Below are 22,937 nucleotides of genomic sequence, written 5' to 3' on the forward strand. Positions count from 1 at the left end.
GGTTGAACTAGAGAATTCCGATGAGAAAGAACGCACTCGATTTCTGGGTGGGGCTGTTCGTGGTGGCCGGCTTCGTGGCCCTGCTGTTCCTTGCGCTGAAGGCCGGCAACATGAGCGCCTTCACGTTCGAGGACACCTACACCGTGCAGGCCCGCTTCGACAATATCGGCGGGCTGAAGGCGCGCGCGCCGGTCAAGAGCGCCGGCGTGGTGGTGGGCCGGGTCGCGCAGATCAGCTTCGACGACAAGAACTACCAGGCCACGGTGACGATGCACCTGGAGCAGCGCTACCAGTTTCCCAAGGACACGTCGGCCAAGATCCTGACCTCGGGGCTGCTGGGCGAGCAATACATCGGCCTCGAAGCGGGCGGCGACACCGCAATGCTGGCCGACGGCGCACGGATCACGATGACCCAGTCGGCCGTGGTGCTGGAGAATTTGATCGGGCAATTCCTGTACAACAAGGCGGCCGATGCAGGCGGCACGGGAGCGGAGAAATGAGGGGTTTGGGAGTACACGGGCGCTGGCTGCTGGCCGGCGCGATGGCGGTCGCCCTGGCGGGCTGCGCGACGGGGCCGGACGCCAATCCGCGCGACCCGCTCGAGCCGTTCAACCGCGAAGTCAACAAGATCAACGAGGACTTCGACAAGGGCGTGATGCGCCCGATCGCCGAGGTCTATGCCGACTACGTGCCGTCGCCGGTCCGCACCGCGGTCAGCAATGTGTTCTCCAACGTCAGCGACGTCTACTCGGCGCTGAACAACCTGCTGCAGGGCAAGCCGACGCGCTTCGCCGAGGACACCATGCGGGTGGCGATCAACACCGTGCTCGGCATCGGCGGCCTGATCGACATCGCCACGCCGGCCGGCCTGCCGAAGTACAAGGAAGACTTCGGCCAGACGCTGGGCGTCTGGGGCGTGCCGCCTGGTCCGTACCTGGTGCTGCCGCTGTTCGGGCCGAGCACCGTGCGCGACACCGGCGGCATGCTGGTGGACCGGCAGGCCGACCCGACCGCCTACCTGCATCCGGTCTGGATGCGCAATACGCTGATCGGCGTGCGCGTGGTCAGCGCCCGCGCCGAACTGCTGGGCGCCAGCAGCCTGGTCGAGATGGCCGCGCTGGACCGCTACTCGTTCATGCGCGACGCCTATCTGCAGCGCCGCGAGTACCTCGTCTACGACGGCAATCCGCCGGACCGCGAGGACGATGGCGTCGACAGCGACGCCGAGCCCAAGCCGCCGGGCTCGGGTTCGGGCGAAAGCCTGCCGGGCCAGACCATGCCGGTGCCGCCGGTGGCGCCGTCGCTGACGCCCGGCCGGCTCGGTCTGTGAGCGCCGGCGCCGCGAGGCTTGTGCGCCACTGCGGTCGAACGGCTTTGTCAGTGGCCGGTCACCGCTGCAACAAACTGTGATAACGGGTGCCAGCGCCGTGCGCGCCGGGCACCATGAACTTGCCCGGGGTGCGCGCTCTCCAACGTACGCACCCCCCGCCGCCCCCGGCGGAACAAGATAGACAAGGAAAAACCATGTTCAAGCGACTGTTGCTTCCCTTCATCGCCGCCTTCGCCATGGCGGGCGCGGCCATGGCCCAGAGCGCGGATACCTCCACGCCCGACGGGCTGATCAAGGCCCTGGTGGACGACGTGATGGCCACCGTCAAGGCCGACAAGGAAATGCAGGCGGGCAGCATTCCGAAGATCACCGCGCTGGTCGAGCAGAAGATCCTGCCGAACGCCAATTTCCAGAAGACCACGCAGATCGCGATGGGCCGCAACTGGGCCAAGGCGACGCCGGAGCAGCAGAAGCAGATCGTCGAGGAATTCAAGATGCTGCTGATCCGCACCTACGCGGGCGCCGTTTCGCAGATCCGTGACCAGACCGTGCAGTTCCGCCCGTTCCGCGCCGCGCCCGAGGACACCGAGGTGACCGTGCGCACCCAGGTGATCAACAAGGGCGAGCCGATCCAGATGGACTACCGCCTGGAGAAGACCGCGCAGGGCTGGAAGGTCTATGACATCAACGTGCTGGGCGCCTGGCTGACCGAGGCCTACAAGGGCAGCTTCAACACGATCGCCAGCCAGCAGGGCATCGAAGGCGTGATCAAGACGCTGCAGGACCGCAACCGCCAGCTGGCCAGCGCGAAGGGTTAAGACCCGTTGCGGCGCAGCACGTGGATGCTGCGCCGCGTTACAATGCCGGCTCGGTGTGCACGCTTTGCGCGCTCCAGCCGCCAAATCCGATCCGCCCCGATTCCTGACCGACCGCCTCGATGCTTTCACTCGGAACCTCGCTGACCAACCGCAACGCCGCCGCCGTGCTGCGCGAAGCGGCCGCGCGCGTGGCGCAAGGGGAAGCGCAGGTCGATTGCAGCGCGCTGGGGCAGGTCGATTCTTCGGCGGTGGCCGTCATGCTGGCGCTGCATCGCGACGCCAGCGCGCGCGGCCGCACGCTGTCCTTCGTCGGCGTGCCGCAGCAGCTGGCCGCACTGGCCAGCCTGTACGGCGTCGATACGCTGCTGGCGCTGTCGCCGCGGAACCCGGCGTCGGGACCGGTGCAAGCGGTTGCCGGAACGGAGGCAGAACCCGCCGCCGAATCCGCTTCGGCATCCGTCGCCGCACCGCTCGAGCAAGCCGCCTTGCATCGACATTGAACCGGCATCCGCGGTGAGCGCAGGGCCAGGGCCCGCGCCGGCACCGTCGCGATGCCTCGGCGCCGGCCGCCCGCCCGCGCCGCGTCCCAAGCGGGGACTTCCCCGCATCCCCTATAATTCCGGGTTATTCGTTCGTCAGCACCGCCGCGCGCCAACGCGCGATGCGCCTGCCACGCCGGCAGCCGGCAGACCAGGCGGGCGACCAGTCCGGCTGCTGCAACACCCTCAGGCGGTCCCCGCCATTTCCAGGAGCCCGGCGCGGCAGCGCGACGCTCGCACGCCCGCCAGACGATATCGGCCATGAAAGCCATCGAAATCCAGGATGTCCGCAAGCGCTACCGCAATCTGCAGGCGCTCAAGGGCGTCAGCTTCAGCGTCGAGCGCGGCGAATTCTTCGGCCTGCTCGGCCCCAACGGCGCGGGCAAGACCACGCTGATCTCGATCCTCGCCGGACTGAACCGCGCCGACTCGGGCCAGGTACGCGTGCACGGCCACGACGTGGTCGGCGATTACCGGCTGGCGCGCCGCATGCTGGGCGTGGTGCCGCAGGAGCTGGTGTTCGATCCGTTCTTCACGGTGCGCGAGACGCTGCGCCTGCAGTCGGGCTATTTCGGCCTGACGCGCAACGACGACTGGATCGACGAGATCATGGCCAACCTGGACCTGACCGACAAGGCCGACGCCAACATGCGCCAGCTGTCGGGCGGCATGAAGCGCCGCGTGCTGGTCGCGCAGGCGCTGGTGCATCGTCCCCCGGTGATCGTGCTCGACGAGCCGACCGCGGGCGTGGACGTGGAGCTGCGCCAGACGCTGTGGAAATTCATCTCCCGGCTGAATCGCGAAGGTCATACCATCATCCTGACCACCCACTATCTGGAAGAGGCCGAGGCCCTGTGCGATCGCATCGCTATGCTCAAGTTCGGCGAGGTGGTGGCGCTGGACCGCACCAGCAGCCTGCTGAGCCAGTTCGCCGGCCTGCAGCTGGTGCTGACGCTGTCGGCCGGACGCCTGCCGGCTTCGCTGGAGCCGCTGCGGATGCCGTCCAATCCCGGCGAGCGCGCGATCCGGCTGCGGCTGTCGGGCTACCAGGTGGTCGAACCGATTCTCGCGGCGTGCCGCGAGGCGGGCTGCGAAATCGAAGACATGGAAATCAACAAGGCGGACCTCGAGGACGTATTCGTGCAGATCATGGGAAGGGAAGGGCGCAAGCCGGCTTCCCGTGACCCGAGCGCAGAGGAAGGCGCGGACGGACAAGGCAAGGGCGACGGCGGCAAGCGCGCCACGGACCCGGCCGAACCGGTCAATACCACCCCTTCCTCGCTGGAGAGCCCGGTATGAAACATCCCGCCGGACTCGATCACGCGCAGCAGGACGGCCGCCACGGCGACGACAGCCGGCACCTGGCGCCGATGGCGGTGGGCGGCCTGGTCGGCTTTCGCACGCTGCTGTACAAGGAAGTGCTGCGCTTCTGGAAGGTCAGCTTCCAGACCGTGGCCGCGCCGGTGCTCACGGCGATCCTCTATCTGCTGATCTTCGGCCATGTGCTGGAGGACCGCGTCCAGGTCTACGACCAGATCAGCTACACCGCCTTCCTGGTGCCCGGGCTGGTGATGATGAGCATTCTGCAGAACGCGTTTGCCAACAGTTCGTCGTCGCTGATCCAGTCCAAGATCACCGGCAACCTGGTGTTCGTGCTGCTGCCGCCGCTGTCGCACTGGGAAATGTTCGGTGCCTACGTCACCGCGGCCATCGTGCGCGGGCTCGCGGTCGGACTCGGCGTGCTGCTGGTGACGGTGTGGTTCGCCGATCTGCATGTGGCCAATGTCGCGTGGATCGTCGTGTTCGCGCTGCTCGGCGCCGGCATGCTGGGCACGCTCGGGCTGATCGCCGGCATCTGGGCCGAGAAGTTCGACCAGCTGGCCGCCTTCCAGAACTTCCTGATCATGCCGGCGACCTTCCTGTCCGGCGTGTTCTATTCGATCCACTCGCTGCCCGCCTTCTGGCAGAAGGTATCGCACGCCAATCCGTTCTTCTACATGATCGACGGGTTCCGCCATGGCTTCTTCGGCGTCTCCGACGTGTCGCCGTGGTTCAGCCTGGCCGTGGTCGCGAGCGCCTTCGCGGTGGTCGCGACGATCGCGCTGCGGCTGCTGCAGAGCGGCTACAAGCTGCGGCACTGATCTTGCGAGACCAGGCCGGATCGACACGCGACAGCGGGACGCACACAGACGAAACGAGATTCACCATGCTGCCTACACCGGAACAAGTCAGGGACTACATCGCCCAGGGGCTGCCCTGCGAACACCTCGAAGTGGAAGGCGACGGCCAGCACTTCTTCGCCACCATCGTCAGCGCCGAGTTCGAGGGCAAGCGGTTGATCCAGCGCCATCAGCGCGTCTATGCCGCGCTGGGCGACCGCATGCGGGCCGAGATCCACGCGCTGTCGATGAAGACGCTGACGCCGGCGGAATGGCAAGGCGGTCAGGGCGACCAGGCCGGCCAGCCGGGCCGCGGCTGAGCGGCCGGGTACCTGCGTATCCCTCATGGATCAACTGCAAATACACGGCAACGGCCCGTTGCGCGGCGAGATCCGCGTTTCGGGGGCGAAGAACGCCGCGCTGCCGATCCTGTGCGCCAGCCTGCTGACGGGCGACACGCTGACGCTGCGCAACGTTCCCGGTCTGCACGACGTGCGCACCATGCTGGCGCTGCTGCGCCAGATGGGCGTACGCATCGGGCAGGATGGTGCGCAATTGTCGCTGGACGCGGCCCAGATCGTCTCGCCCGAGGCGCCGTACGACATGGTCAAGACCATGCGCGCGTCCATCCTGGTGCTCGGACCGCTGGTCGCGCGCCTGGGCGAGGCGCGGGTGTCGCTGCCCGGCGGCTGCGCCATCGGCGCGCGGCCGGTGGACCAGCACATCAAGGGCCTGCAGGCGATGGGCGCCGAGATCGCGATCGAACATGGCTACATCCACGCCCGCGCGCGCCGGCTCAAGGGCGCCCGCATCGTCACCGACATGATCACGGTGACGGGCACCGAGAACCTGCTGATGGCGGCCACGCTGGCCGAGGGCGAGACCGTGCTGGAGAACGCGGCGCGCGAGCCCGAGGTGACCGACCTGGCCAATCTGCTGGTCGGCATGGGGGCACGGATCGACGGCATCGGCACCGACCGGCTGGTGATCCAGGGCGTCGAGCGGCTGCACGGCGCCGAGCATGCGGTGATTGCCGATCGCATCGAGGCCGGGACCTTCCTGTGCGCGGCCGCGGCGACGCTGGGTGAGGTCGTGGTGCGCGATGTCTCGCCCGGAATCCTCGACGCGGTGCTCGACAAGCTGGTCGAGGCCGGCGCGTCGATCGAGCGCGGCACGGACTGGGTGCGGCTGTCGATGCGCCAGCGCCCGCGCGCGGTCAGTTTCCGCACCTCGGAGTACCCGGCCTTTCCGACCGACATGCAGGCGCAGTTCATGGCGCTCGATTGCGTCGCCGACGGCGCCGCGCGCATCACCGAGACGATCTTCGAGAACCGCTTCATGCACGTGCAGGAGCTGAACCGGCTCGGCGCCAATATCGCGGTCGAAGGCAATATGGCGGTGGTGACCGGCGTGCCGCGCCTGTCCGGCGCCCGCGTGATGGCGACCGACCTGCGCGCCTCGGCCAGCCTGGTGATCGCCGGCCTGATCGCCGATGGCGAGACGGTGATCGACCGCATCTATCATCTGGACCGCGGCTACGACCGCATGGAAGACAAGCTGTCGGCAGTCGGTGCGCGCATTCGCCGCATCGCCGGCTGACCCAGCGACGAACAAGACGATGAGCCCATCTCCGAACCAGCTGACCCTGGCCCTCTCCAAGGGCCGGATCTTTACCGAAACCATGCCGCTGCTGGCGGCCGCGGGCATCGAGGTCACCGAAGACCCGGAAACCTCCCGCAAGCTGATCCTGCCGACCACCGACCCGGACGTGCGGGTGATCATCGTGCGCGCCTCCGACGTGCCGACCTATGTGCAATACGGCGCCGCCGACTTCGGCGTGGCAGGCAAGGACGTGCTGATGGAGCACGGCATGGCAGGCCTGTATGCGCCGATCGATCTGAATATCGCGCGCTGCCGCATGTCGGTGGCGGTGCCGGCGGGCTTCGACTATGCCCGCGCGGTGCGCCAGGGGGCGCGGCTGGCGGTGGCGACCAAGTATGTACAGACCGCGCGCGAGCATTTCGCCAAGAAGGGCGTGCACGTCGATCTGATCAAGCTGTACGGCTCGATGGAGCTCGGTCCGCTGGTCGGGCTGGCCGATGCGATCGTCGACCTGGTCAGCACCGGCGGCACGCTGCGTGCCAACAATCTGGTGGAAGTCGAGGAGATCGTGCAGATCTCGTCGCGCCTGGTGATCAACCAGGCCGCGCTCAAGCTCAAGCGCGAGCGGCTGGCGCCGATCCTCGAAGCGTTTGAACGGGCCTCCGCGGCCGTGGCGTGATGCCATGGCCGACGGCCCGGGGAATGGAATCATGAACGAACAAAGCCTGAACATTCGCCGACTGGATTCGGCCAGCACGGACTTCCCCGTGCGGCTGCGCCAGCTGCTGGCCTTCGAGGCCGGCGAAGACGAGGCCATCGAGCGCGCCGTCGCGCAGATCCTGGCCGACGTCAAGGTGCGCGGCGATGCCGCGGTGCTGGAATACACGCTGCGCTTCGATCGCGTCGAGGCGGAATCGCTGGCCGCGCTGGAACTGTCGCCGGCCGAGATGGACGCCGCGCTCGAGGAACTCGAGCCCAAGCGCCGCGCCGCGCTCGAGGCGGCCGCGGCGCGCGTGCGCGCCTACCACGAGAAGCAGAAGATCGAATGCGGCAGCCATAGCTGGGAATACGCGGAGGCCGACGGCACCGTGCTGGGCCAGAAGGTGACACCGCTCGATCGCGTCGGCCTCTATGTGCCGGGCGGCAAGGCGGCCTATCCGTCGTCGGTGCTGATGAACGCGATTCCGGCCCGCGTCGCCGGCGTCAAGGAAGTGATCATGGTGGTGCCGACCCCGGGCGGCGTGCGCAACCCGCTGGTGCTGGCCGCCGCGGCGATCGCCGGCGTCGACCGCGTGTTCACGATCGGCGGCGCGCAGGCCGTCGGCGCGCTGGCCTACGGCACCGAGACGCTGCCGCAGGTCGACAAGATCGTCGGCCCGGGCAATGCCTATGTCGCCGCGGCCAAGCGGCGCGTGTTCGGCACGGTCGGCATCGACATGATCGCCGGCCCGTCCGAGATCCTGGTGATCTGCGACGGCAGCACCGACCCGGACTGGGTGGCGATGGACCTGTTCTCGCAGGCCGAGCACGACGAGATGGCGCAGTCGATCCTGCTGTGCCCGGATGCCGGCTATCTGCTGAAGGTCGAGGACAGCATCCGCCGCCTGCTCGACGACATGCCGCGCCGCGACGTGATCGCGGCCTCGATCGGCGGCCGCGGCGCGCTGATCAAGGTCCGCGACATGGACGAGGCCTGCGACATCGCCAATGCGATTGCGCCCGAGCACCTGGAGATCTCCGCGCTCAATCCGCGCCAGTGGGCCGAGAAGATCCGCCACGCCGGCGCGATCTTTCTGGGCCAGTTCACCAGCGAATCGCTGGGCGACTACTGCGCGGGGCCGAACCACGTGTTGCCGACCTCGCGCACCGCGCGCTTCTCGTCGCCGCTGGGCGTCTACGACTTCCAGAAGCGCTCGAGCCTGATCGAGGTCAGCGAAACGGGCGCGCAGATGCTGGGCCAGATCGCCGCGGAACTGGCCTATGGCGAGGGTCTGCAGGCGCATGCCCGCAGCGCCGAATATCGTCTGAAGCGCAGTTGATTTGCCGGGGCATGCGTGCCGCGCCGGCGTGCCGCCCCATCACTCCCCACCGAAGAGGAAACCATGTCAGCAGTCGAGCCTTCCCTGATCGAGCGAATCATCCGTGACGACGTCCGCGCCATGGGCGCCTATCACGTGGCCGATTCGCACGGTCTGATCAAGCTCGACGCGATGGAGAACCCGTACCGGCTGCCCGCGCCGCTGCGCGAGGCGCTTGGCAAGCGGCTCGCCGAGGTCGCGCTGAACCGCTATCCGGTGCCGACCAGCGAGGCGCTGCGCGCGCGGCTCAAGAGCGTGATGGACGTGCCCGCCGGCATGGAGATCCTGCTCGGCAACGGCTCGGACGAGATCATCAGCATGCTGGCGCTCGCGGTCGCAAGGCCGGGCGCGAAGGTCATGGCGCCCGTGCCCGGCTTCGTGATGTACGCGATGTCGGCCCAGTTCACCGGCCTCGAGTTCGTCGGCGTGCCGCTGCGCGGCGACTTCACGCTGGACCGCGAAGCGATGCTGGCCGCGATGGCCGAGCACAAGCCGGCGGTGATCTACCTGGCCTATCCGAACAATCCGACCGGCACGCTGTTCGATGAGAACGACATGGAGGCGATCGTGCGCGCCGCGCAGGGCGAGGTCTGCCACAGCCTGGTCGTCGTCGACGAGGCCTACCAGCCGTTCGCCCAGCACAGCTGGATGCCGCGGCTGCCCGAGTTCGGCAATCTGCTGGTGATGCGCACCGTGTCGAAGCTGGGCCTGGCCGGCATCCGGCTCGGCTACCTGGCCGGCGACCCGGCCTGGCTGGCGCAGATCGACAAGGTTCGTCCGCCGTACAACGTCAACGTGCTGACCGAGGCGACCGCGCTGTTCGTGCTCGAGCATGTCGACGTGCTCGACGAACAGGCCGCGCAGCTGCGCGCCGAGCGCGCCAGCGTGGCCGCGGCGATGGCAGCGCACCCCGGCGTGACGGTGTTCCCGAGCGCCGGCAATTTCCTGCTGGTGCGCGTGCCCGATGCCGCGCGAATCTTCGATCGGCTGCTCGCGCGCAAGGTGCTGATCAAGAACGTGAGTAAAATGCACGCATTGCTGGCCAACTGTCTGCGCGTGACGGTCAGCACCCCCGAAGAAAATGCGCAGTTTCTCGAGGCGTTTGCCGCCTCGCTGCAGGATTAGCACCATGCGTGTTGCCGAGGTCACCCGCAATACCTCCGAGACCCAGATCCGCGTCGCGTTGAATCTGGACGGCACCGGACGCCAGCTGCTGGCTTCCGGCGTTCCCTTCCTGGACCACATGCTGGACCAGATCGCCCGCCATGGCATGTTCGACCTCGAGGTCGAGGCCAAGGGCGATACCCATATCGACGACCACCATACGGTCGAGGATGTCGGCATCACGCTGGGACAGGCGGTGGCCAAGGCCATCGGCGACAAGAAGGGCATCACGCGCTACGGGCACAGCTACGTGCCGCTGGACGAATGCCTGTCGCGCGTGGTCATCGATTTCTCGGGCCGGCCGGGGCTGGAATTCCACGTGCCGTTCACCCGGGCGCGCGTGGGCAGCTTCGATGTCGACCTGACCATCGAGTTCTTCCGCGGCTTCGTCAATCATGCCGGCGTGACGCTGCATATCGACAATCTGCGCGGCATCAATGCCCACCATCAATGCGAAACGGTGTTCAAGGCGTTCGGCCGGGCGCTGCGCATGGCGGTGGAGCTGGACCCGCGCGCGGCCAACACGATTCCGTCGACCAAGGGCACGCTCTGATATCGCTGCATGCGTGATCCGGGGCGGCACCCGTGTTGCCGCCGCCGAACACGCCGAACACGGCCGACACGCCGACCGATCTCTACCGGACTTCACCACCCTACACCGTTTCCGAGGGGACGGCCGCGCGATGCCACGGCCGTTTCCAACATCATGACTACGATTGCAATTGTGGATTACGGCATGGGCAACCTGCGCTCGGTGGCGCAGGCGCTGCGCCGTGCGGCGCCGGACGCCGATGTGCGCATCGTCGATGCGCCCGAGGGCATTCGTGCCGCCGAGCGCGTGGTGCTGCCCGGCCAGGGCGCGATGCCCGACTGCATGGCGGCGCTGAACGCCTCCGGGCTGCGCGAGGCCGTGCTCGAGGCCGCGGCCAGCAAGCCGCTGCTGGGCGTGTGCGTTGGCGAACAGATGCTGTTTGAAGCCAGCAGGGAAAGTAGGGCCGGTGCGGACAGCACGCCATGCCTGGGCCTGATGCCCGGCGAGGTCGTGCGCTTCGAGCTCGACGGCATGACGCAGCCCGACGGCTCGCGCTACAAGGTGCCGCAGATGGGCTGGAACCGCGTTCGGCAGACTCGCCCGCATCCGCTGTGGCAGGGTATTCCCGATCAGAGCTGGTTCTATTTCGTACACAGCTACTATGTGCAGCCGCGCGATTCCGCCCATACTGCCGGGGAAACCGAATATGGCGTCGTGTTTACCAGCGCGGTGGCCCGAGATAATATTTTTGCCACGCAGTTCCACCCCGAGAAGAGTGCGGCGCTCGGCTTGCAGCTCTACCGGAACTTCGTGGACTGGAAGCCCTGATTCACCAAGCCGTTCGACGCAGGCAAGGCCGGGCCGGCAGCGCCGGTCACGCCAGGACAACCTTTTTACTTCAACACGCTCGTCACGCTTATGTTGCTCATTCCGGCCATCGACCTGAAGGACGGTCAGTGTGTACGCCTAAAACAAGGCGATATGGACCAGGCCACCGTCTTCTCCGAAGAGCCCGCCGCCATGGCACGACATTGGGTGGAACAGGGCGCGCGCCGTCTGCACCTGGTCGACCTGAACGGCGCCTTCGTCGGCAAGCCCCGCAATGAGGCGGCGATCAAGGCCATCATTGCCGAGGTCGGCGAAGAGATCCCGGTCCAGCTCGGCGGAGGCATCCGCGACCTGAACACCATCGAGCGCTGGCTGGACGACGGCCTGTCGTACATCATCATCGGCACCGCCGCGGTCAAGAATCCGGGCTTCCTGAAGGACGCGTGCTCGGCGTTCGGCGGCCACATCATCGTCGGCCTCGATGCGCGCGACGGCAAGGTCGCCACCGACGGCTGGAGCAAGCTGACCGGACACGAGGTGATCGACCTGGCGCGCAAGTACGAGGACTACGGCGTCGAGGCGATCATCTATACCGACATCGGCCGCGACGGCATGCTGCAGGGCATCAACATCGATGCGACCGTCAAGCTGGCCCAGTCGGTGTCGATCCCGGTGATCGCCAGCGGCGGCCTGTCGAACATGAGCGATATCGACCGGCTGTGCTCGGTCGAGAGCGAAGGCGTCGAAGGGGTGATCTGCGGCCGCGCGATCTACTCCGGCGACCTCAATTTCGCGGACGCGCAGGCGCTCGCGGACAAACTCGGCGCGGACAAGTAAGCCGTCGCCATTGCGCCCCGGGGGCGCTGCTGCCCGCGTCGCGTCGCACTGGCGCGCGCCGCGTGGCAAGGATTCCGATGCTAGCCAAACGTATCATCCCCTGCCTGGACGTGACCAATGGGCGGGTGGTCAAAGGGGTCAACTTCGTCGAATTGCGCGACGCCGGCGACCCGGTCGAGATCGCGCGCCGCTATGACGAGCAGGGCGCGGACGAAATCACATTCCTTGACATCACCGCGACCAGCGACGGCCGCGATCTGATGCTGAACATCATCGAGGCGGTCGCCTCGCAGGTCTTCATTCCGCTGACGGTGGGCGGGGGCGTGCGCACCGTCGAGGATGTGCGCCGGCTGCTCAATGCCGGCGCGGACAAGATCAGCGTCAATTCGTCGGCGATCAGCAATCCGCAGCTGGTGTCCGATGCCACCGCGCGCTACGGCTCGCAATGCATCGTGGTGGCGATCGACGCCAAGCGCAGTTCGGCGCCGGGCGAGCCGCCGCGCTGGGAGGTGTTCACCCACGGCGGGCGCAAGGCGACCGGGCTCGACGCGGTCGAGTGGGCGCGCGAAATGGCGCGCCGCGGCGCCGGCGAGCTGCTGCTGACCAGCATGGACCGCGACGGCACCAGGAGTGGTTTCGATCTGGAGCTGACCCGCGCGGTCAGCGACGCGGTCGGCGTGCCGGTGATCGCCTCGGGCGGCGTCGGCGGGCTGCAGGATCTGGCCGATGGCATCCGCATCGGCCACGCCGACGCGGTGCTGGCGGCGAGCATCTTCCACTACGGCCAGCACACGGTGGCCGAGGCGAAGGCATTCATGGCCCGCGAGGGCATTCCGATGCGGGTTTGACGATGCAAAAGAAGTGGCTCAACAAGGTCAAATGGGACGATCACGGCCTGGTGCCGGTGATCGTGCAGGAAGTCGGCTCCAACGACGTGCTGATGTTCGCGTTCATGAATCGCGAGGCGCTGCAGCGCACCGTCGAGCTTGGCGAGGCGGTGTTCTGGTCGCGCTCGCGCAAGCGGTTGTGGCACAAGGGCGAGGAATCGGGCCATGTGCAGAAGGTGCATGAAATCCGCCTCGACTGCGACGAGGACGTGGTGCTGCTGAAGGTCACGCAAGCCGGCGACATCGCCTGCCATACCGGCCGCCATTCCTGCTTCTTCCAGAAATTCGAGGGCGACGTCGAGGACGGCGACTGGCAGACCGTCGAACCGGTGCTCAAGGACCCCTCGTCCATCTACGGCGGCAATCACTGATGAGCGACTCTGCTGCAAACCAGGCGGACGCGCTGGCCGACGTGCTGGCACGCGTGGCCGCGGTGCTCGAATCGCGCAAGCCGGAACACGGCGGCGATCCGGACCAATCCTATGTGGCGCGGCTGTTTCACAAGGGCGACGATGCGATCCTGAAGAAGATCGGCGAGGAAGCGACCGAAACGGTGATGGCGGCCAAGGACGCGCGCGCCGCCGGCCTGGCCGGGCCCGCGCTCGACAAGGTCGTCTACGAGGTCGCGGACCTGTGGTTTCACAGCATGGTGCTGCTGGCCCGCTTCGGGCTCGGCCCGGCCGACGTGGTGGCCGAACTGGCGCGCCGCGAAGGGCTGTCGGGGCTGGCCGAAAAGGCGGCGCGCACGCCCGGGTCGAAGTGATCGCCGGCGCTCCTCGGCGGGCCGCGGTGTATCGTGTGGCACAGTATCGTCTGGACCGAACCGTGCGCACATGCAAGGAGGCGCAATGAGCAATGACTATCCCGGCCGCGATTATCCGGGCCAGGTGGTGCCGAGCAGCGGCGGCGCGCAGCTCGACAGCCTGCGCAAGCTGACCCATATCCTGTACGGGCTGTATGCGATCTTCTGGCTGACCGGCGGCATCACCGCGCTGATCGCGATCATCATCAACTACGTCAAGCGCGACGATGCGCGAGGCACGCTCTATGCATCGCACTTTGCGTGGCAGATCCGATCGTTCTGGTGGTCGGTCGCGTGGACCGTGCTCGGCGGCGTGCTGTTCGCCACCGTGGTCGGCATCGCGCTGGCCTTCATTGTCTGGGGCCTGTTGTCGCTGTGGATTCTTTACCGTATCGTCAAAGGCTGGTTGTATTTGAACGACAGCAAGCCGATGTACCCGGAGCAGCGTTTCTAAAGGGCGCGAACCGGGTCAGGCTCGAATCCGGCTTGCCGGTGTCCTTCACTTCGCAATGAAACTTTCATGAACGCACACGAGAATTGCATCTTCTGCAAGATCGTCGCCGGCCAGATACCGTCGCGCAAGGTGTACGAGGACGCCGACATGCTGGCGTTCCACGATATCCATCCGAAGGCGCCGGTGCACTTCCTGATCATTCCGAAGGTGCATGTGAACTCGCTCGCCGACTGCGGCCCGGGCGAGGGCGACGCGCTTGCTAAAATGCTGCTCAAGGCGCCGCAGCTGGCCCAGGAACTGGGTTGCGGCAATGGCTTCCGCACCGTGATCAACACCGGTCCGGATGGCGGCCAGGAGGTCTATCACCTGCATCTGCACGTGATGGGCGGGCCGCGGACCGAATGGAAGGTCGCGCTGCCGTAGCCGCGGCAAGCCTTCAGCAGAGAATGACGTCTGGCCGCTTGCGGCGGACGAAACAGCGCCGGCTACCGTCGCCCGGCGTGCGAGCTCGGACGGAACAACGGGTCCGCGTGGCAAGGTGCCCCGCGGGGCTTCATCAGGAGCAGGAAAATGGGTTCGTTTAGCATTTGGCATTGGCTGATCGTGCTGGTGATCGTCATGCTGGTCTTTGGTACGAAGAAGCTGCGCAACATCGGCCAGGATCTGGGCGGCGCGGTCAAGGGCTTCAAGGACGGCATGAAGGATCCCAACGCCCCGGCGGGCGAGGACACCGCCACCGGTACGCCGAAGGAACTGCGCGATTCGACCACGATCGACGTGGACGCCAAGGAAAAGTCGCGCCAGCAGCAGTAATCCGACCATGCAGTCAGTCGGCGTCCGGCCGGCACGGCCCCGCAGCGGCCCGGCCGTGCCCCGGTACACTGATTCCCTCCTTCCTCCGGGTGGCGGCATTGGGCATTGCGCCCGGCCGCGCTCGGCACTGGCATTGAATCCCGCATGATCGATCTGGGCATTTCCAAGCTGGCGCTGATCGGCGCGGTCGCGCTGATCGTGATCGGGCCCGAGCGGCTGCCCAAGGTTGCCCGCACCGTCGGCGCGCTGGTCGGCCGCGCGCAACGCTATATCAGCGATGTGAAGGCCGAGGTCAGCCGCGAAGTCGAGCTCGACGAGTTGCGTCGGATGCGAACCGAGTTCGAGGAGGCCGCGCGCGACGTCGAGCGGACCATCCATAAAGAGGTCAACGAGCAGACGCAGTCGCTGAACGAGGCGCTGTCGGATGCGATCGCCGAGCCCGGCGCGCCCGGCGCCGGCTCGGGCGATGCGCCGGCGCCGTATGTGCCGAGCTGGGATACCGCGCACAAGATGCACAACGGCCGCAAGAGCTGGCGCGTCAAGCAGGCCGCCGTGCCGAAGTGGTACAAGCGCCAGAACAATGTCCGCGGCTGGGCGCAGTCCGGCGCTGCCCGCGTCAAGCGGCACCGCCCGGCAACGCGCCCCGCGCGTTCTTTTTTCGAGTGACCATGCGGCAGTCCGCCCCGATGCCGGCGGCCGACCGGTCCGCACGTATGTCACGCGCCTTGCCGCGCGCGACGTCGCTTTTCTCTTCCCTGTTGTCCGCCCACCGCTGCTGAGCGGCTGCCGCCATGAGCGAATCGCGTTCTCCCGAACCCCAAGACGAATCCCAGCAGGAAACCTTCATCTCGCACCTGGTGGAGTTGCGCGAGCGCATCGTCAAGGCTGTCGCCGGCGTGCTGGTGGTATTCGTCAGCCTGGTGTACTGGGCACCGGATATCTTCAACTTGTTCGCGCGGCCGCTGATGGAGTCGCTGCCCAAGGGCGGCAAGATGATCGTCACCGACGTGACAGGCTCGTTCTTCGTGCCGATGAAGGTCACGTTGCTGGTCGCCTTCCTGATCGCATTGCCATGGGTGCTGTACCAGATCTGGCAATTCGTCGCGCCCGGTCTCTATCAGCACGAGAAGCGGCTGATCATGCCGCTGGTCACCAGCAGCTATCTGCTGTTCCTGTTCGGCGTGGCGTTTGCCTACTTCCTGGTGTTTCCCACGGTGTTCCATTTCATGGCGCACTACAACGCGCCGCTGGGCGCCGAGATGTCGACCGACATCGACAAGTATCTCGGCTTTGCGATGACCACCTTCCTGGCCTTCGGCATCACCTTCGAGGTGCCGGTGGTCGTCATCGTGCTGGTGCGCTTCGGCGTGGTGGAACTGGAGAAGCTCAAGCAGATCCGCCCGTATGTGATCGTCGGCGCCTTCATCATTGCAGCGATCGTCACTCCGCCCGACGTGCTGTCCCAGCTGCTGCTGGCAATTCCGCTGATCCTTCTCTACGAGCTTGGCTTGCTGATGGCCAAGGTCATCGGCCGTCCGTTGCCCAATGACGGCGCTGCAAAGGAGTCGCAAGCCGACTGATTGGTGCCGGAAGGCGCAAACATTGCGTCCTTTTTGCACCAAATTGGGGAAAATCACCGTTTCTCCTGTTGCTGTTCAGCAACAAAAGCCGCCCTCAGGAACGGTTTACGACGAAAAAGCCTTCTGAGCGCGCGGGAGCCTGACACATAATACGCAGCAGACGTGATGGTGAATGCGTCGCCCAAGCACTTGGGCAACCCAAGATTTCCCAATCAGTTGACAAGGAAAGTGTCGATATGAAGATGAAACTGTTTGCAGCTGCAGTCGCCGCCCTGGCCGCTGGTGGTGCCTACGCCCAGTCGAGCGTGACCCTGTACGGCGTGGTCGACGCTGGTATCGAGTACAACAACAACGCTGGTCAGACGGGCGAAAACCTGTTCAAGATGACGTCCGGCGGCCAGTCGGGCTCGCGTTGGGGCCTGCGTGGCGTGGAAGACCTGGGCGGTGGCCTGAAGGGTCTGTTCGTGCTGGAAAGCGGTTTCGATCTCGACACCGGCCGTTCGGGCCAAGGTGGCCGTCTGTTCGGTCGTAGCGCCTACGTCGGTCTGCAGAACCAGTTCGGCACCCTGACCCTGGGCCGTCAACAGACCCCGTTCTACGACTTCGGTCTGCAGTTCGACCCGATGGCGATCGCTCCGCGTTACTCGATCACCTCGCAAGCTGTCGAGTTCCAATCGCGTGCTGACAACGCCGTCAAGTACGTCGGCAAGTTCGGCGGCCTGACCGCGTCGGCGATGTACTCGTTCCGCGCTGACGGCCAAGAAGTTGCTGGCCGCAACGTGTTCGGCCGCGAAATGGGCGCCATGCTGTCGTACGCAGCTGGCCCGTTCGCGATCGGTGCTGCCTACGACGACCTGCACGTCGGTACGGAAGCTAACCAGGCTCCGGTGATCCGCCGCGCTACGGTTGCTGGTACCTACGCTTTCGGTCCGGCCAAGGCTTTCGTTGGCTACCGTTGGGCGAAGGCTTCGGACGGCGCTGTTCTGCCGGGCGCTGTTGGTGCTGACACCACGACGTCGAACCTGTACTGGGCTGGCCTGGCGTACCAAATGACCCCGGCCTTCTCGGTCACGGGTGCTGCGTACTACCAGGACTTCCGCCGCAGCGGTGCTGATCCGTGGCAATTCGTGCTGACCGGCGACTACGCCCTGTCGAAGCGCACCGACATCTACACCTCGCTGTCGTACACCCTGAACAAGGATGGTTCGGGTCTGGGCGTGTCGGGCTTCAACACCATCGGCGCTACCGCCGCTGCCAGCACGTTCAACGTGGAGCCGGGCAAGGACCAGTTCGGCGCCATCATCGGCGTGCGCCACAAGTTCTAATTTGACGCGAGCAATCGCATCAAGTTAGCTTGATCGAAACGCCGGCATCCTTCGGGATGCCGGCGTTTTGTTTTGTGGTGCCCTGATCGATGTCGTTGCGCGGCGCTCGGTGGAGCCCAACGAAGAGGCCCCAGCGAAGAGGCCTCGGCGAAGAAGGGTCCGGCAAGAGCCATGCATGCTCACCCGGGGCAAGGAACGGAAGCGCAATAAGCAACGGCAATAGGCAACAGGCGCGGTGCCATGCCATGTCCCTCGCCCATGAATAGGCACGTTCGGCCCTGATGCCTTGGCGATGCGTATCCGCCAACCGGATGCTCTCGATCACCGCCGAAGCGCAGGCCCGTCGGGCTGTGAATGCAAAGAGAGAGACCCCGTAGCAGGCGCATCTGAAAATGCCTTGGCGAACCTCGGTATCGGCGGTCGCCATCACATCCCCCAGTGCGTCGGGACCGGCGTCCACACTGCCCCGCCTCCCTGCATCGATCAGCAGGCGTGTCAAGTCCTGACATAGGTTGACAGTTCTTTTGCGGTTGCCTGGTCTTATTGAGCCAAGGTGAGCAACGCCCGATGGACCTCATCGGGCGTTTTGTATTTCAAGGCCTGATGCGGACGCTCGCCGTTATAGATCTGTACTGACTCTCGGACCATACGGGCAGCTTGCAGCAGATCTCGCGGACGGTTCAAGAGGAACTCGCTCTTGAGGATGCCGTTAATGCGCTCGGCCATGGCGTTTTGATAGCAGTCGTAGCCATCGGTCATCGAGCAGGTCAGGCCGTGCCGCTGATGGATAGCCTGATAGTAAGTCGAGCAGTATTGAATGCCGCGATCCGAATGGTGTACCAAGGGCTGCCGGGTCTGGCGTGAGCGCAGCGCCATCTTCAGGGCCTGGCTCACTTGCTCGGTCTGCAGGCTATCGTGGACGTGGTAGCCCACGATCTTTCGTGAGTAGGCGTCGGTGACCAGGCTAAGGTAGACCGTCTGGTGCGTCGTGGGCAGGTACGTAATGTCAGCGACCCAGAGCTGTTCTGGTGCAGTGGGTACGACCTTTTGCGGTCCATCCTTGAGCAAGTTTGGATGGCGGCGAAAGCGGTGGTGGCTGTCGGTGGTCTTGTGATAGGCCCGATGCGGCTTCACCAGTAGCCTGGCCGCGCGCAGCACTTCGAACAGCCGGTCACGACCGAGCTGGATATCGGCCCTCTCCATCGGGGCCCGCAGTACTTGCTGCAGCTTGCGCGTACCTATGCGAGGCTGGCGCAGCCGCACCTGCTTGACCAGCGCACAGATCGCACTATCCCGAGCGGCCTGCCGCAGTTCGCTGTCGCGGCGCTTGTAGTAAGCCTGACGGCTGATGCCGAAGTAACGGCAGGCCTTGCTAACGCTTAGCCCTTGGACGAGCTCTTGCGTGAGGACCTGCCCAAAGGCTTTTTTACGATGCGCCCCCCGTGCTCCTTCTGGATCACGTCAATCACTGCCTCGAACAGGCGCGCTTTCTCCTGCGCTTCGCGCAACTGGACTTCCAACTCCTTGATCCGCTGTTCTGGCGTAACCCGTTTGGTCTTGTCTTGGTTTTCCATCCTGGCGTACTGGACGCCCCGGGGCAACGAGCCGCTCCAGTCCTGTAGTCCATGCTTGCGCAACCATACCAGTACTGTAGACCGGCCCTGGATGCCGTACTTGCGCTGCGCCTGTTTGTACGTCAGTTCGCCTTTTTCCACCGCCTCCACAACTGCCAACTTAAAAGCCAGCGTGTAGTCACGTTGCGTTCGCTTCCGTTCCCTCTCCACAGCACTCTCCCAATCTCGACAGGAAAAGTGTCAACCGTATTCAGGACGGGTCAGCGCCAACAAAAAAGCCCCTTGGCATCACCAAGGGGCTTTTCAGTTCATCGAACGTTCAGAACGTCCTCAATCTTCCTCGTCATAAGGCAGGACGCGCCGCGGCGGAGGAGGGCGCCTGCCAATCATCACCGTCACCTCGGTCGGCTTGCCGCGACGTACCACCTTCATCTTCACTTCCGTACCGGGCTTGAGCTGCGCGATGGCATTGAGCAGTGCCGTGGTATCGGTGATCGGTTGATCCTGCACCGCGACCAGCACGTCTCCCGGACGTACGCCGGCCTTGTCGGCCGGGCCGCCCTGGACGATCGCGGCGATCAGCGCGCCTTCCTTCGCTTCGAGCCCGAACGATTCGGCGATCTCCGGCGTCATGTCCTGCGGTTCGACGCCGATCCAGCCGCGCGTCACCGAACCGGTCGAAATGATCGACTCCATCACCTGCTTGGCGGTCGACACCGGAATAGCGAAGCCGATCCCCAGCGAACCGCCTGAGCGCGAGTAGATCGCCGTATTGATGCCGAGCAGATTGCCTTGCGCATCGACCAGCGCGCCGCCCGAGTTGCCCGGGTTGATCGCGGCGTCGGTCTGGATGAAGTTCTCGAAGGTATTGATGCCGAGATGGCTGCGGCCCAGCGCCGACACGATACCCATCGTCACCGTCTGGCCGACGCCGAACGGATTGCCGATCGCCAGCACCACATCGCCAACCTTGACGTTCTCGAGGCGTCCCAGCGTGATCGCCGGCAGATCCTTCAGCGTGATCTTGAGCACCGCCAGGTCGGTCTCCGGGTCCGAGCCCACGACCTTGGCGTTGGCCTTGCGGCCGTCGGTCAGCGCGACCTCGATCTCGTCGGCGCCGTCCACCACATGGTGGTTGGTTAGAATGTAGCCCTCGGCGCTGACGATCACACCCGAGCCCAGGCTCGATACCGGCTCCTGCCGCTCGGGCAGCCGGTCACCGAAGAAGAAGCGGAACCACGGATCGTCGGCCTGTGGATTGCCGCGCCGCGCACCGTTCTTGCTGGTGAAGATATTGACCACCGCCGGCATCGCCAACTGCGCCGCCTCGCTATACGAGCGTTCCGCCGACGGTCCGGTGACATTTGGCACCACTTCCTTGAGCGCGACGATTGGCGAACCGGATTGGACCGCGACGCGCCCGCGTTGCAGCCATTCCGGTTTCAATGTCGCCACGACAAACCAGATGGCCAGCACAACTGTGACGGCCTGGGCAAAGAACAGCCAGAAGCGGCGCAACATATTGGAGTTTGGGCTGAAAATGAAAACAAAAGAGCTTGAATTGTACTTGAACGACCTGTTGGAAGTGCCCCGCTACAAGGACTATTGTCCGAATGGTCTGCAAGTACAAGGTCGGCCGGAAGTCACCCACATCGTGACCGGAGTGACGGCCAGTGTCGCCTTGCTCGATGCCGCAATCGAAGCCGGCGCCGATGCGATCCTGGTCCATCATGGCTATTTCTGGCGCGGCGAGGACGCGCGTGTCATCGGGCAGAAGCATGGCCGGCTGCGCCGCCTGCTGGTGTCCGACACCAATCTGCTGGCCTATCACCTGCCGCTGGACGGCCATCCCGAGCTGGGCAACAACGCCCAACTGGGACGAGAGCTCGGATTGAATCCCACCGGCCGCTTCGGCGACGATCAGCTCGGCTGGACCGGCACGTTGCCGCAGTCGATGACGCTGCGCATGCTGGCAGACCACATCGCGGGCGTGCTCGGCCGCGAGCCGCTGGCGATCGGCGATCCCGATCAGCCGGTACGCACGGTGGGGTGGTGTACCGGGGGCGCGCAAGGCTACTTCGACGGAGCGATTGCCGCGGGAGTCGATGTCTATCTGAGCGGCGAGGTGTCCGAGCAGACCACCCATCTGGCGCGCGAGAGCGGCGTCGGCTATATCGCCGCCGGCCATCACGCCACCGAGCGCTACGGCATTCGGGCACTCGGCACGCATCTGGCGCAGCAGTTCGGCCTGCGCCATACCTTCATCGACATTCCGAACCCGGTATAAAAGGCGTCTCGCCGGGCGCCGGCCGTCAGGCCGGTACCAACGGCACTCAGGCCCGGCTGCTCTTCAGGCTGTCGCGGATCTCGCGCAGCAGCTTGATGTCTTCCGGATCTTCCGGCGCCGGGGCCGGCGGTTCGGCGGCGCGCAGGCGATTGATCGCTCGCACCATCATGAAAATGATGAAGGCCAGAATCAGGAAGTTGACCAGGATGGTCAGGAAATTGCCGTAGGCGAATACGGGAACGCCGGCCTTTTTCAATGCATCGAGCGTCATTGGCGTTCCGGCTGGAGGGTCGGACAGCACCAGGAACAGATTCGAAAAGTCCAGCTTGCCGATGATGCGGCCCACCAGCGGCATGATCAGGTCATTGACCACGGAATCCACGATTTTTCCGAAAGCTGCGCCGATAATCACGCCGACCGCGAGGTCGACCACGTTGCCGCGCATCGCGAAGGTCTTGAATTCCGAGATCATGCTCATGGTTTAACTCCTTGCTGTTGTTCATTTTTCACCACGGACCGCAGCGCAAGACTGCCGCAACGATGCCGCAAACGCAAGCCTGACGCGGCTTTGCGGCAGACTGATGTCGCTTGCTTACACCCTCGCGCGATGAGCGAACACCCCCGGGTAACCGCGCTTTCACTGGCCAATGTGCCTAAGGTACAATTTACGGTTGACGCAAAATCTAAATTGACTTCCCCTGGGGTTTGGAATGAATGACCAGCAAAGCGTGAAGAGCGTGGATAAGGGGCGTCGCAACTGGTTGATCGCGACGTCTGTGGCTGGCGGCATCGGAGGAGTGGCAGTTGCGGTGCCGTTTGTCAGTACGTTTGCACCGTCGGAAAAGGCCAAGGCGGCAGGCGCGCCGGTCGAGGCCGACATCAGCGGGCTCAAGCCCGGCGAAATGATGACGGTCGAATGGCGCGGCAAGCCCGTCTGGATTCTGCGTCGCACCGACGAAATGCTCGCGTCGCTGAAAAAGACCGACGCCGAAGTGGCCGACCCGAACTCGGAAATCCCGTTCACGATGGAGACTCCCGAGTACTGCAGGAACGAAACCCGTTCCCGGCCCGAGCACAAGGACATCCTCGTCGTCGTCGGTATCTGCTCGCATCTTGGTTGCTCCCCGTCCGGCCCGTTCGCGGCTGGCGCCAATCCCACCCTCGGTTCCGACCCCGGTTTCCTCTGCCCATGCCACGGCTCGACCTTCGACCTGGCAGGCCGCGTCTTCAAGAACAAGCCGGCACCCCAGAACCTTGACGTTCCCCCATACCAGTTCCTCACCGACACCACGATCGTGATCGGCAAAGACGAAAAAGGAGAGGCTTGA

27 protein-coding genes and 1 pseudogene are annotated in these 22,937 nt (G+C 65.3%); 25 read left to right on the forward strand and 3 right to left on the reverse strand.

Annotated features, from left to right (window positions below; translation table 11 throughout):
• The first annotated feature begins 20 nt into the window (after positions 1-20).
• From mlaD to FOB47_RS01100, 23 genes and pseudogenes are all read left to right on the forward strand, one after another.
• Entirely contained in the window at positions 21-500 is a 480-nt protein-coding gene (gene mlaD, locus FOB47_RS00990) for an outer membrane lipid asymmetry maintenance protein MlaD (RefSeq protein WP_006575761.1), read from the forward strand.
• A complete protein-coding gene (locus FOB47_RS00995) occupies positions 497-1,330 on the forward strand; it encodes an MlaA family lipoprotein (protein ID WP_174779693.1) in 834 nt (277 codons plus the stop codon). The genes mlaD and FOB47_RS00995 overlap by 4 nt, the downstream gene beginning before the upstream one ends.
• Before the next feature lie 194 nt (positions 1,331-1,524).
• On the forward strand, positions 1,525-2,148 hold the full coding sequence (locus FOB47_RS01000; RefSeq protein ID WP_006575763.1) for an MlaC/ttg2D family ABC transporter substrate-binding protein: 624 nt from the start codon (positions 1,525-1,527) through the stop codon (positions 2,146-2,148).
• Between the two features lie 119 nt (positions 2,149-2,267).
• Positions 2,268-2,519: pseudogene (locus tag FOB47_RS01005) on the forward strand (STAS domain-containing protein); the annotation flags it as partial.
• 429 nt (positions 2,520-2,948) lie between these two features.
• Complete coding sequence (locus FOB47_RS01010) at positions 2,949-3,986, forward strand: ABC transporter ATP-binding protein (RefSeq protein ID WP_174779695.1); 1,038 nt, start codon at positions 2,949-2,951, stop codon at positions 3,984-3,986.
• Between the two features lie 71 nt (positions 3,987-4,057).
• A complete protein-coding gene (locus FOB47_RS01015) occupies positions 4,058-4,828 on the forward strand; it encodes an ABC transporter permease (RefSeq protein ID WP_043436578.1) in 771 nt (256 codons plus the stop codon).
• Positions 4,829-4,893: 65 nt separating this feature from the next.
• Positions 4,894-5,166 carry a BolA family protein gene (locus FOB47_RS01020; RefSeq protein ID WP_053822652.1) on the forward strand — a complete coding sequence of 91 codons (273 nt, stop codon included), beginning with the start codon at positions 4,894-4,896 and terminating at the stop codon, positions 5,164-5,166.
• Positions 5,167-5,191: 25 nt separating this feature from the next.
• The gene (gene murA / locus FOB47_RS01025) at positions 5,192-6,445 is read left to right on the forward strand and encodes a UDP-N-acetylglucosamine 1-carboxyvinyltransferase (protein ID WP_174779696.1); all 1,254 of its coding nucleotides are present in this window, start codon (positions 5,192-5,194) and stop codon (positions 6,443-6,445) included.
• A 19-nt stretch (positions 6,446-6,464) separates the two neighbouring features.
• Positions 6,465-7,127 (forward strand): ATP phosphoribosyltransferase, encoded by a 663-nt coding sequence (gene hisG / locus FOB47_RS01030; RefSeq protein WP_006575769.1) that lies wholly within the window; start codon positions 6,465-6,467, stop codon positions 7,125-7,127.
• Between the two features lie 31 nt (positions 7,128-7,158).
• Positions 7,159-8,487, forward strand: a complete 1,329-nt coding sequence (hisD, locus tag FOB47_RS01035; protein ID WP_053823221.1) for a histidinol dehydrogenase — start codon at positions 7,159-7,161, stop codon at positions 8,485-8,487.
• A 63-nt stretch (positions 8,488-8,550) separates the two neighbouring features.
• Positions 8,551-9,651 (forward strand): histidinol-phosphate transaminase, encoded by a 1,101-nt coding sequence (gene hisC, locus FOB47_RS01040; protein ID WP_174779697.1) that lies wholly within the window; start codon positions 8,551-8,553, stop codon positions 9,649-9,651.
• 4 nt (positions 9,652-9,655) lie between these two features.
• Positions 9,656-10,243 (forward strand): imidazoleglycerol-phosphate dehydratase HisB, encoded by a 588-nt coding sequence (hisB, locus tag FOB47_RS01045; protein ID WP_006575772.1) that lies wholly within the window; start codon positions 9,656-9,658, stop codon positions 10,241-10,243.
• Between the two features lie 153 nt (positions 10,244-10,396).
• Complete coding sequence (gene hisH / locus FOB47_RS01050) at positions 10,397-11,050, forward strand: imidazole glycerol phosphate synthase subunit HisH (protein ID WP_053822649.1); 654 nt, start codon at positions 10,397-10,399, stop codon at positions 11,048-11,050.
• A gap of 90 nt (positions 11,051-11,140) precedes the next feature.
• Complete coding sequence (gene hisA, locus FOB47_RS01055; RefSeq protein WP_006575774.1) at positions 11,141-11,887, forward strand: 1-(5-phosphoribosyl)-5-[(5-phosphoribosylamino)methylideneamino]imidazole-4-carboxamide isomerase; 747 nt, start codon at positions 11,141-11,143, stop codon at positions 11,885-11,887.
• A gap of 77 nt (positions 11,888-11,964) precedes the next feature.
• Complete coding sequence (hisF, locus tag FOB47_RS01060) at positions 11,965-12,735, forward strand: imidazole glycerol phosphate synthase subunit HisF (RefSeq protein WP_006575775.1); 771 nt, start codon at positions 11,965-11,967, stop codon at positions 12,733-12,735.
• Positions 12,736-12,737: 2 nt separating this feature from the next.
• Positions 12,738-13,145 carry a phosphoribosyl-AMP cyclohydrolase gene (hisI, locus tag FOB47_RS01065; protein ID WP_006575776.1) on the forward strand — a complete coding sequence of 136 codons (408 nt, stop codon included), beginning with the start codon at positions 12,738-12,740 and terminating at the stop codon, positions 13,143-13,145.
• Positions 13,145-13,537: a phosphoribosyl-ATP diphosphatase gene (locus tag FOB47_RS01070; protein ID WP_053822648.1), complete on the forward strand. Its 393-nt coding sequence runs from the start codon at positions 13,145-13,147 to the stop codon at positions 13,535-13,537. The genes hisI and FOB47_RS01070 overlap by 1 nt, the downstream gene beginning before the upstream one ends.
• Positions 13,538-13,622: 85 nt before the next feature.
• Positions 13,623-14,030: a DUF4870 family protein gene (locus tag FOB47_RS01075; protein WP_232206324.1), complete on the forward strand. Its 408-nt coding sequence runs from the start codon at positions 13,623-13,625 to the stop codon at positions 14,028-14,030.
• Between the two features lie 66 nt (positions 14,031-14,096).
• Positions 14,097-14,453 carry a histidine triad nucleotide-binding protein gene (locus tag FOB47_RS01080; RefSeq protein ID WP_174779698.1) on the forward strand — a complete coding sequence of 119 codons (357 nt, stop codon included), beginning with the start codon at positions 14,097-14,099 and terminating at the stop codon, positions 14,451-14,453.
• 147 nt (positions 14,454-14,600) lie between these two features.
• Positions 14,601-14,843 carry a Sec-independent protein translocase subunit TatA gene (gene tatA, locus FOB47_RS01085; RefSeq protein WP_006575780.1) on the forward strand — a complete coding sequence of 81 codons (243 nt, stop codon included), beginning with the start codon at positions 14,601-14,603 and terminating at the stop codon, positions 14,841-14,843.
• Between the two features lie 144 nt (positions 14,844-14,987).
• Positions 14,988-15,509 (forward strand): Sec-independent protein translocase protein TatB, encoded by a 522-nt coding sequence (gene tatB / locus FOB47_RS01090; protein WP_174779699.1) that lies wholly within the window; start codon positions 14,988-14,990, stop codon positions 15,507-15,509.
• A 125-nt stretch (positions 15,510-15,634) separates the two neighbouring features.
• The gene (tatC, locus tag FOB47_RS01095; RefSeq protein ID WP_053822645.1) at positions 15,635-16,423 is read left to right on the forward strand and encodes a twin-arginine translocase subunit TatC; all 789 of its coding nucleotides are present in this window, start codon (positions 15,635-15,637) and stop codon (positions 16,421-16,423) included.
• A 236-nt stretch (positions 16,424-16,659) separates the two neighbouring features.
• Positions 16,660-17,748, forward strand: coding sequence for a porin (locus tag FOB47_RS01100; protein ID WP_053822644.1), 1,089 nt, complete (start codon positions 16,660-16,662; stop codon positions 17,746-17,748).
• Positions 17,749-18,288: 540 nt separating this feature from the next.
• Here the strand turns inward: FOB47_RS01100 and FOB47_RS01105 are convergent.
• A protein-coding gene (locus tag FOB47_RS01105) for an IS3 family transposase (RefSeq protein WP_420839240.1) occupies positions 18,289-19,532 on the reverse strand; the annotation gives its coding sequence in 2 pieces (ribosomal slippage) (positions 18,289-19,178 and positions 19,178-19,532; 1,245 coding nt in all).
• Positions 19,533-19,652: 120 nt separating this feature from the next.
• Positions 19,653-20,843 carry a Do family serine endopeptidase gene (locus FOB47_RS01110; protein ID WP_174779700.1) on the reverse strand — a complete coding sequence of 397 codons (1,191 nt, stop codon included), beginning with the start codon at positions 20,841-20,843 and terminating at the stop codon, positions 19,653-19,655.
• Between the two features lie 19 nt (positions 20,844-20,862).
• Here FOB47_RS01110 and FOB47_RS01115 point away from each other — a divergent pair, with 19 nt between their 5' ends.
• A complete protein-coding gene (locus FOB47_RS01115; RefSeq protein ID WP_053822642.1) occupies positions 20,863-21,609 on the forward strand; it encodes a Nif3-like dinuclear metal center hexameric protein in 747 nt (248 codons plus the stop codon).
• Between the two features lie 46 nt (positions 21,610-21,655).
• Here FOB47_RS01115 and mscL read toward each other — a convergent pair whose 3' ends face one another.
• A complete protein-coding gene (mscL, locus tag FOB47_RS01120; protein WP_053822641.1) occupies positions 21,656-22,087 on the reverse strand; it encodes a large conductance mechanosensitive channel protein MscL in 432 nt (143 codons plus the stop codon).
• A 232-nt stretch (positions 22,088-22,319) separates the two neighbouring features.
• On the opposite strand from mscL, the gene petA reads away from it, so the two are divergent.
• Positions 22,320-22,937 (forward strand): ubiquinol-cytochrome c reductase iron-sulfur subunit, encoded by a 618-nt coding sequence (gene petA / locus FOB47_RS01125; RefSeq protein ID WP_053822640.1) that lies wholly within the window; start codon positions 22,320-22,322, stop codon positions 22,935-22,937.

The organism is Cupriavidus gilardii (genome assembly GCF_013347325.1).
Classification (GTDB): Bacteria; Pseudomonadota; Gammaproteobacteria; order Burkholderiales; family Burkholderiaceae; genus Cupriavidus; species Cupriavidus gilardii.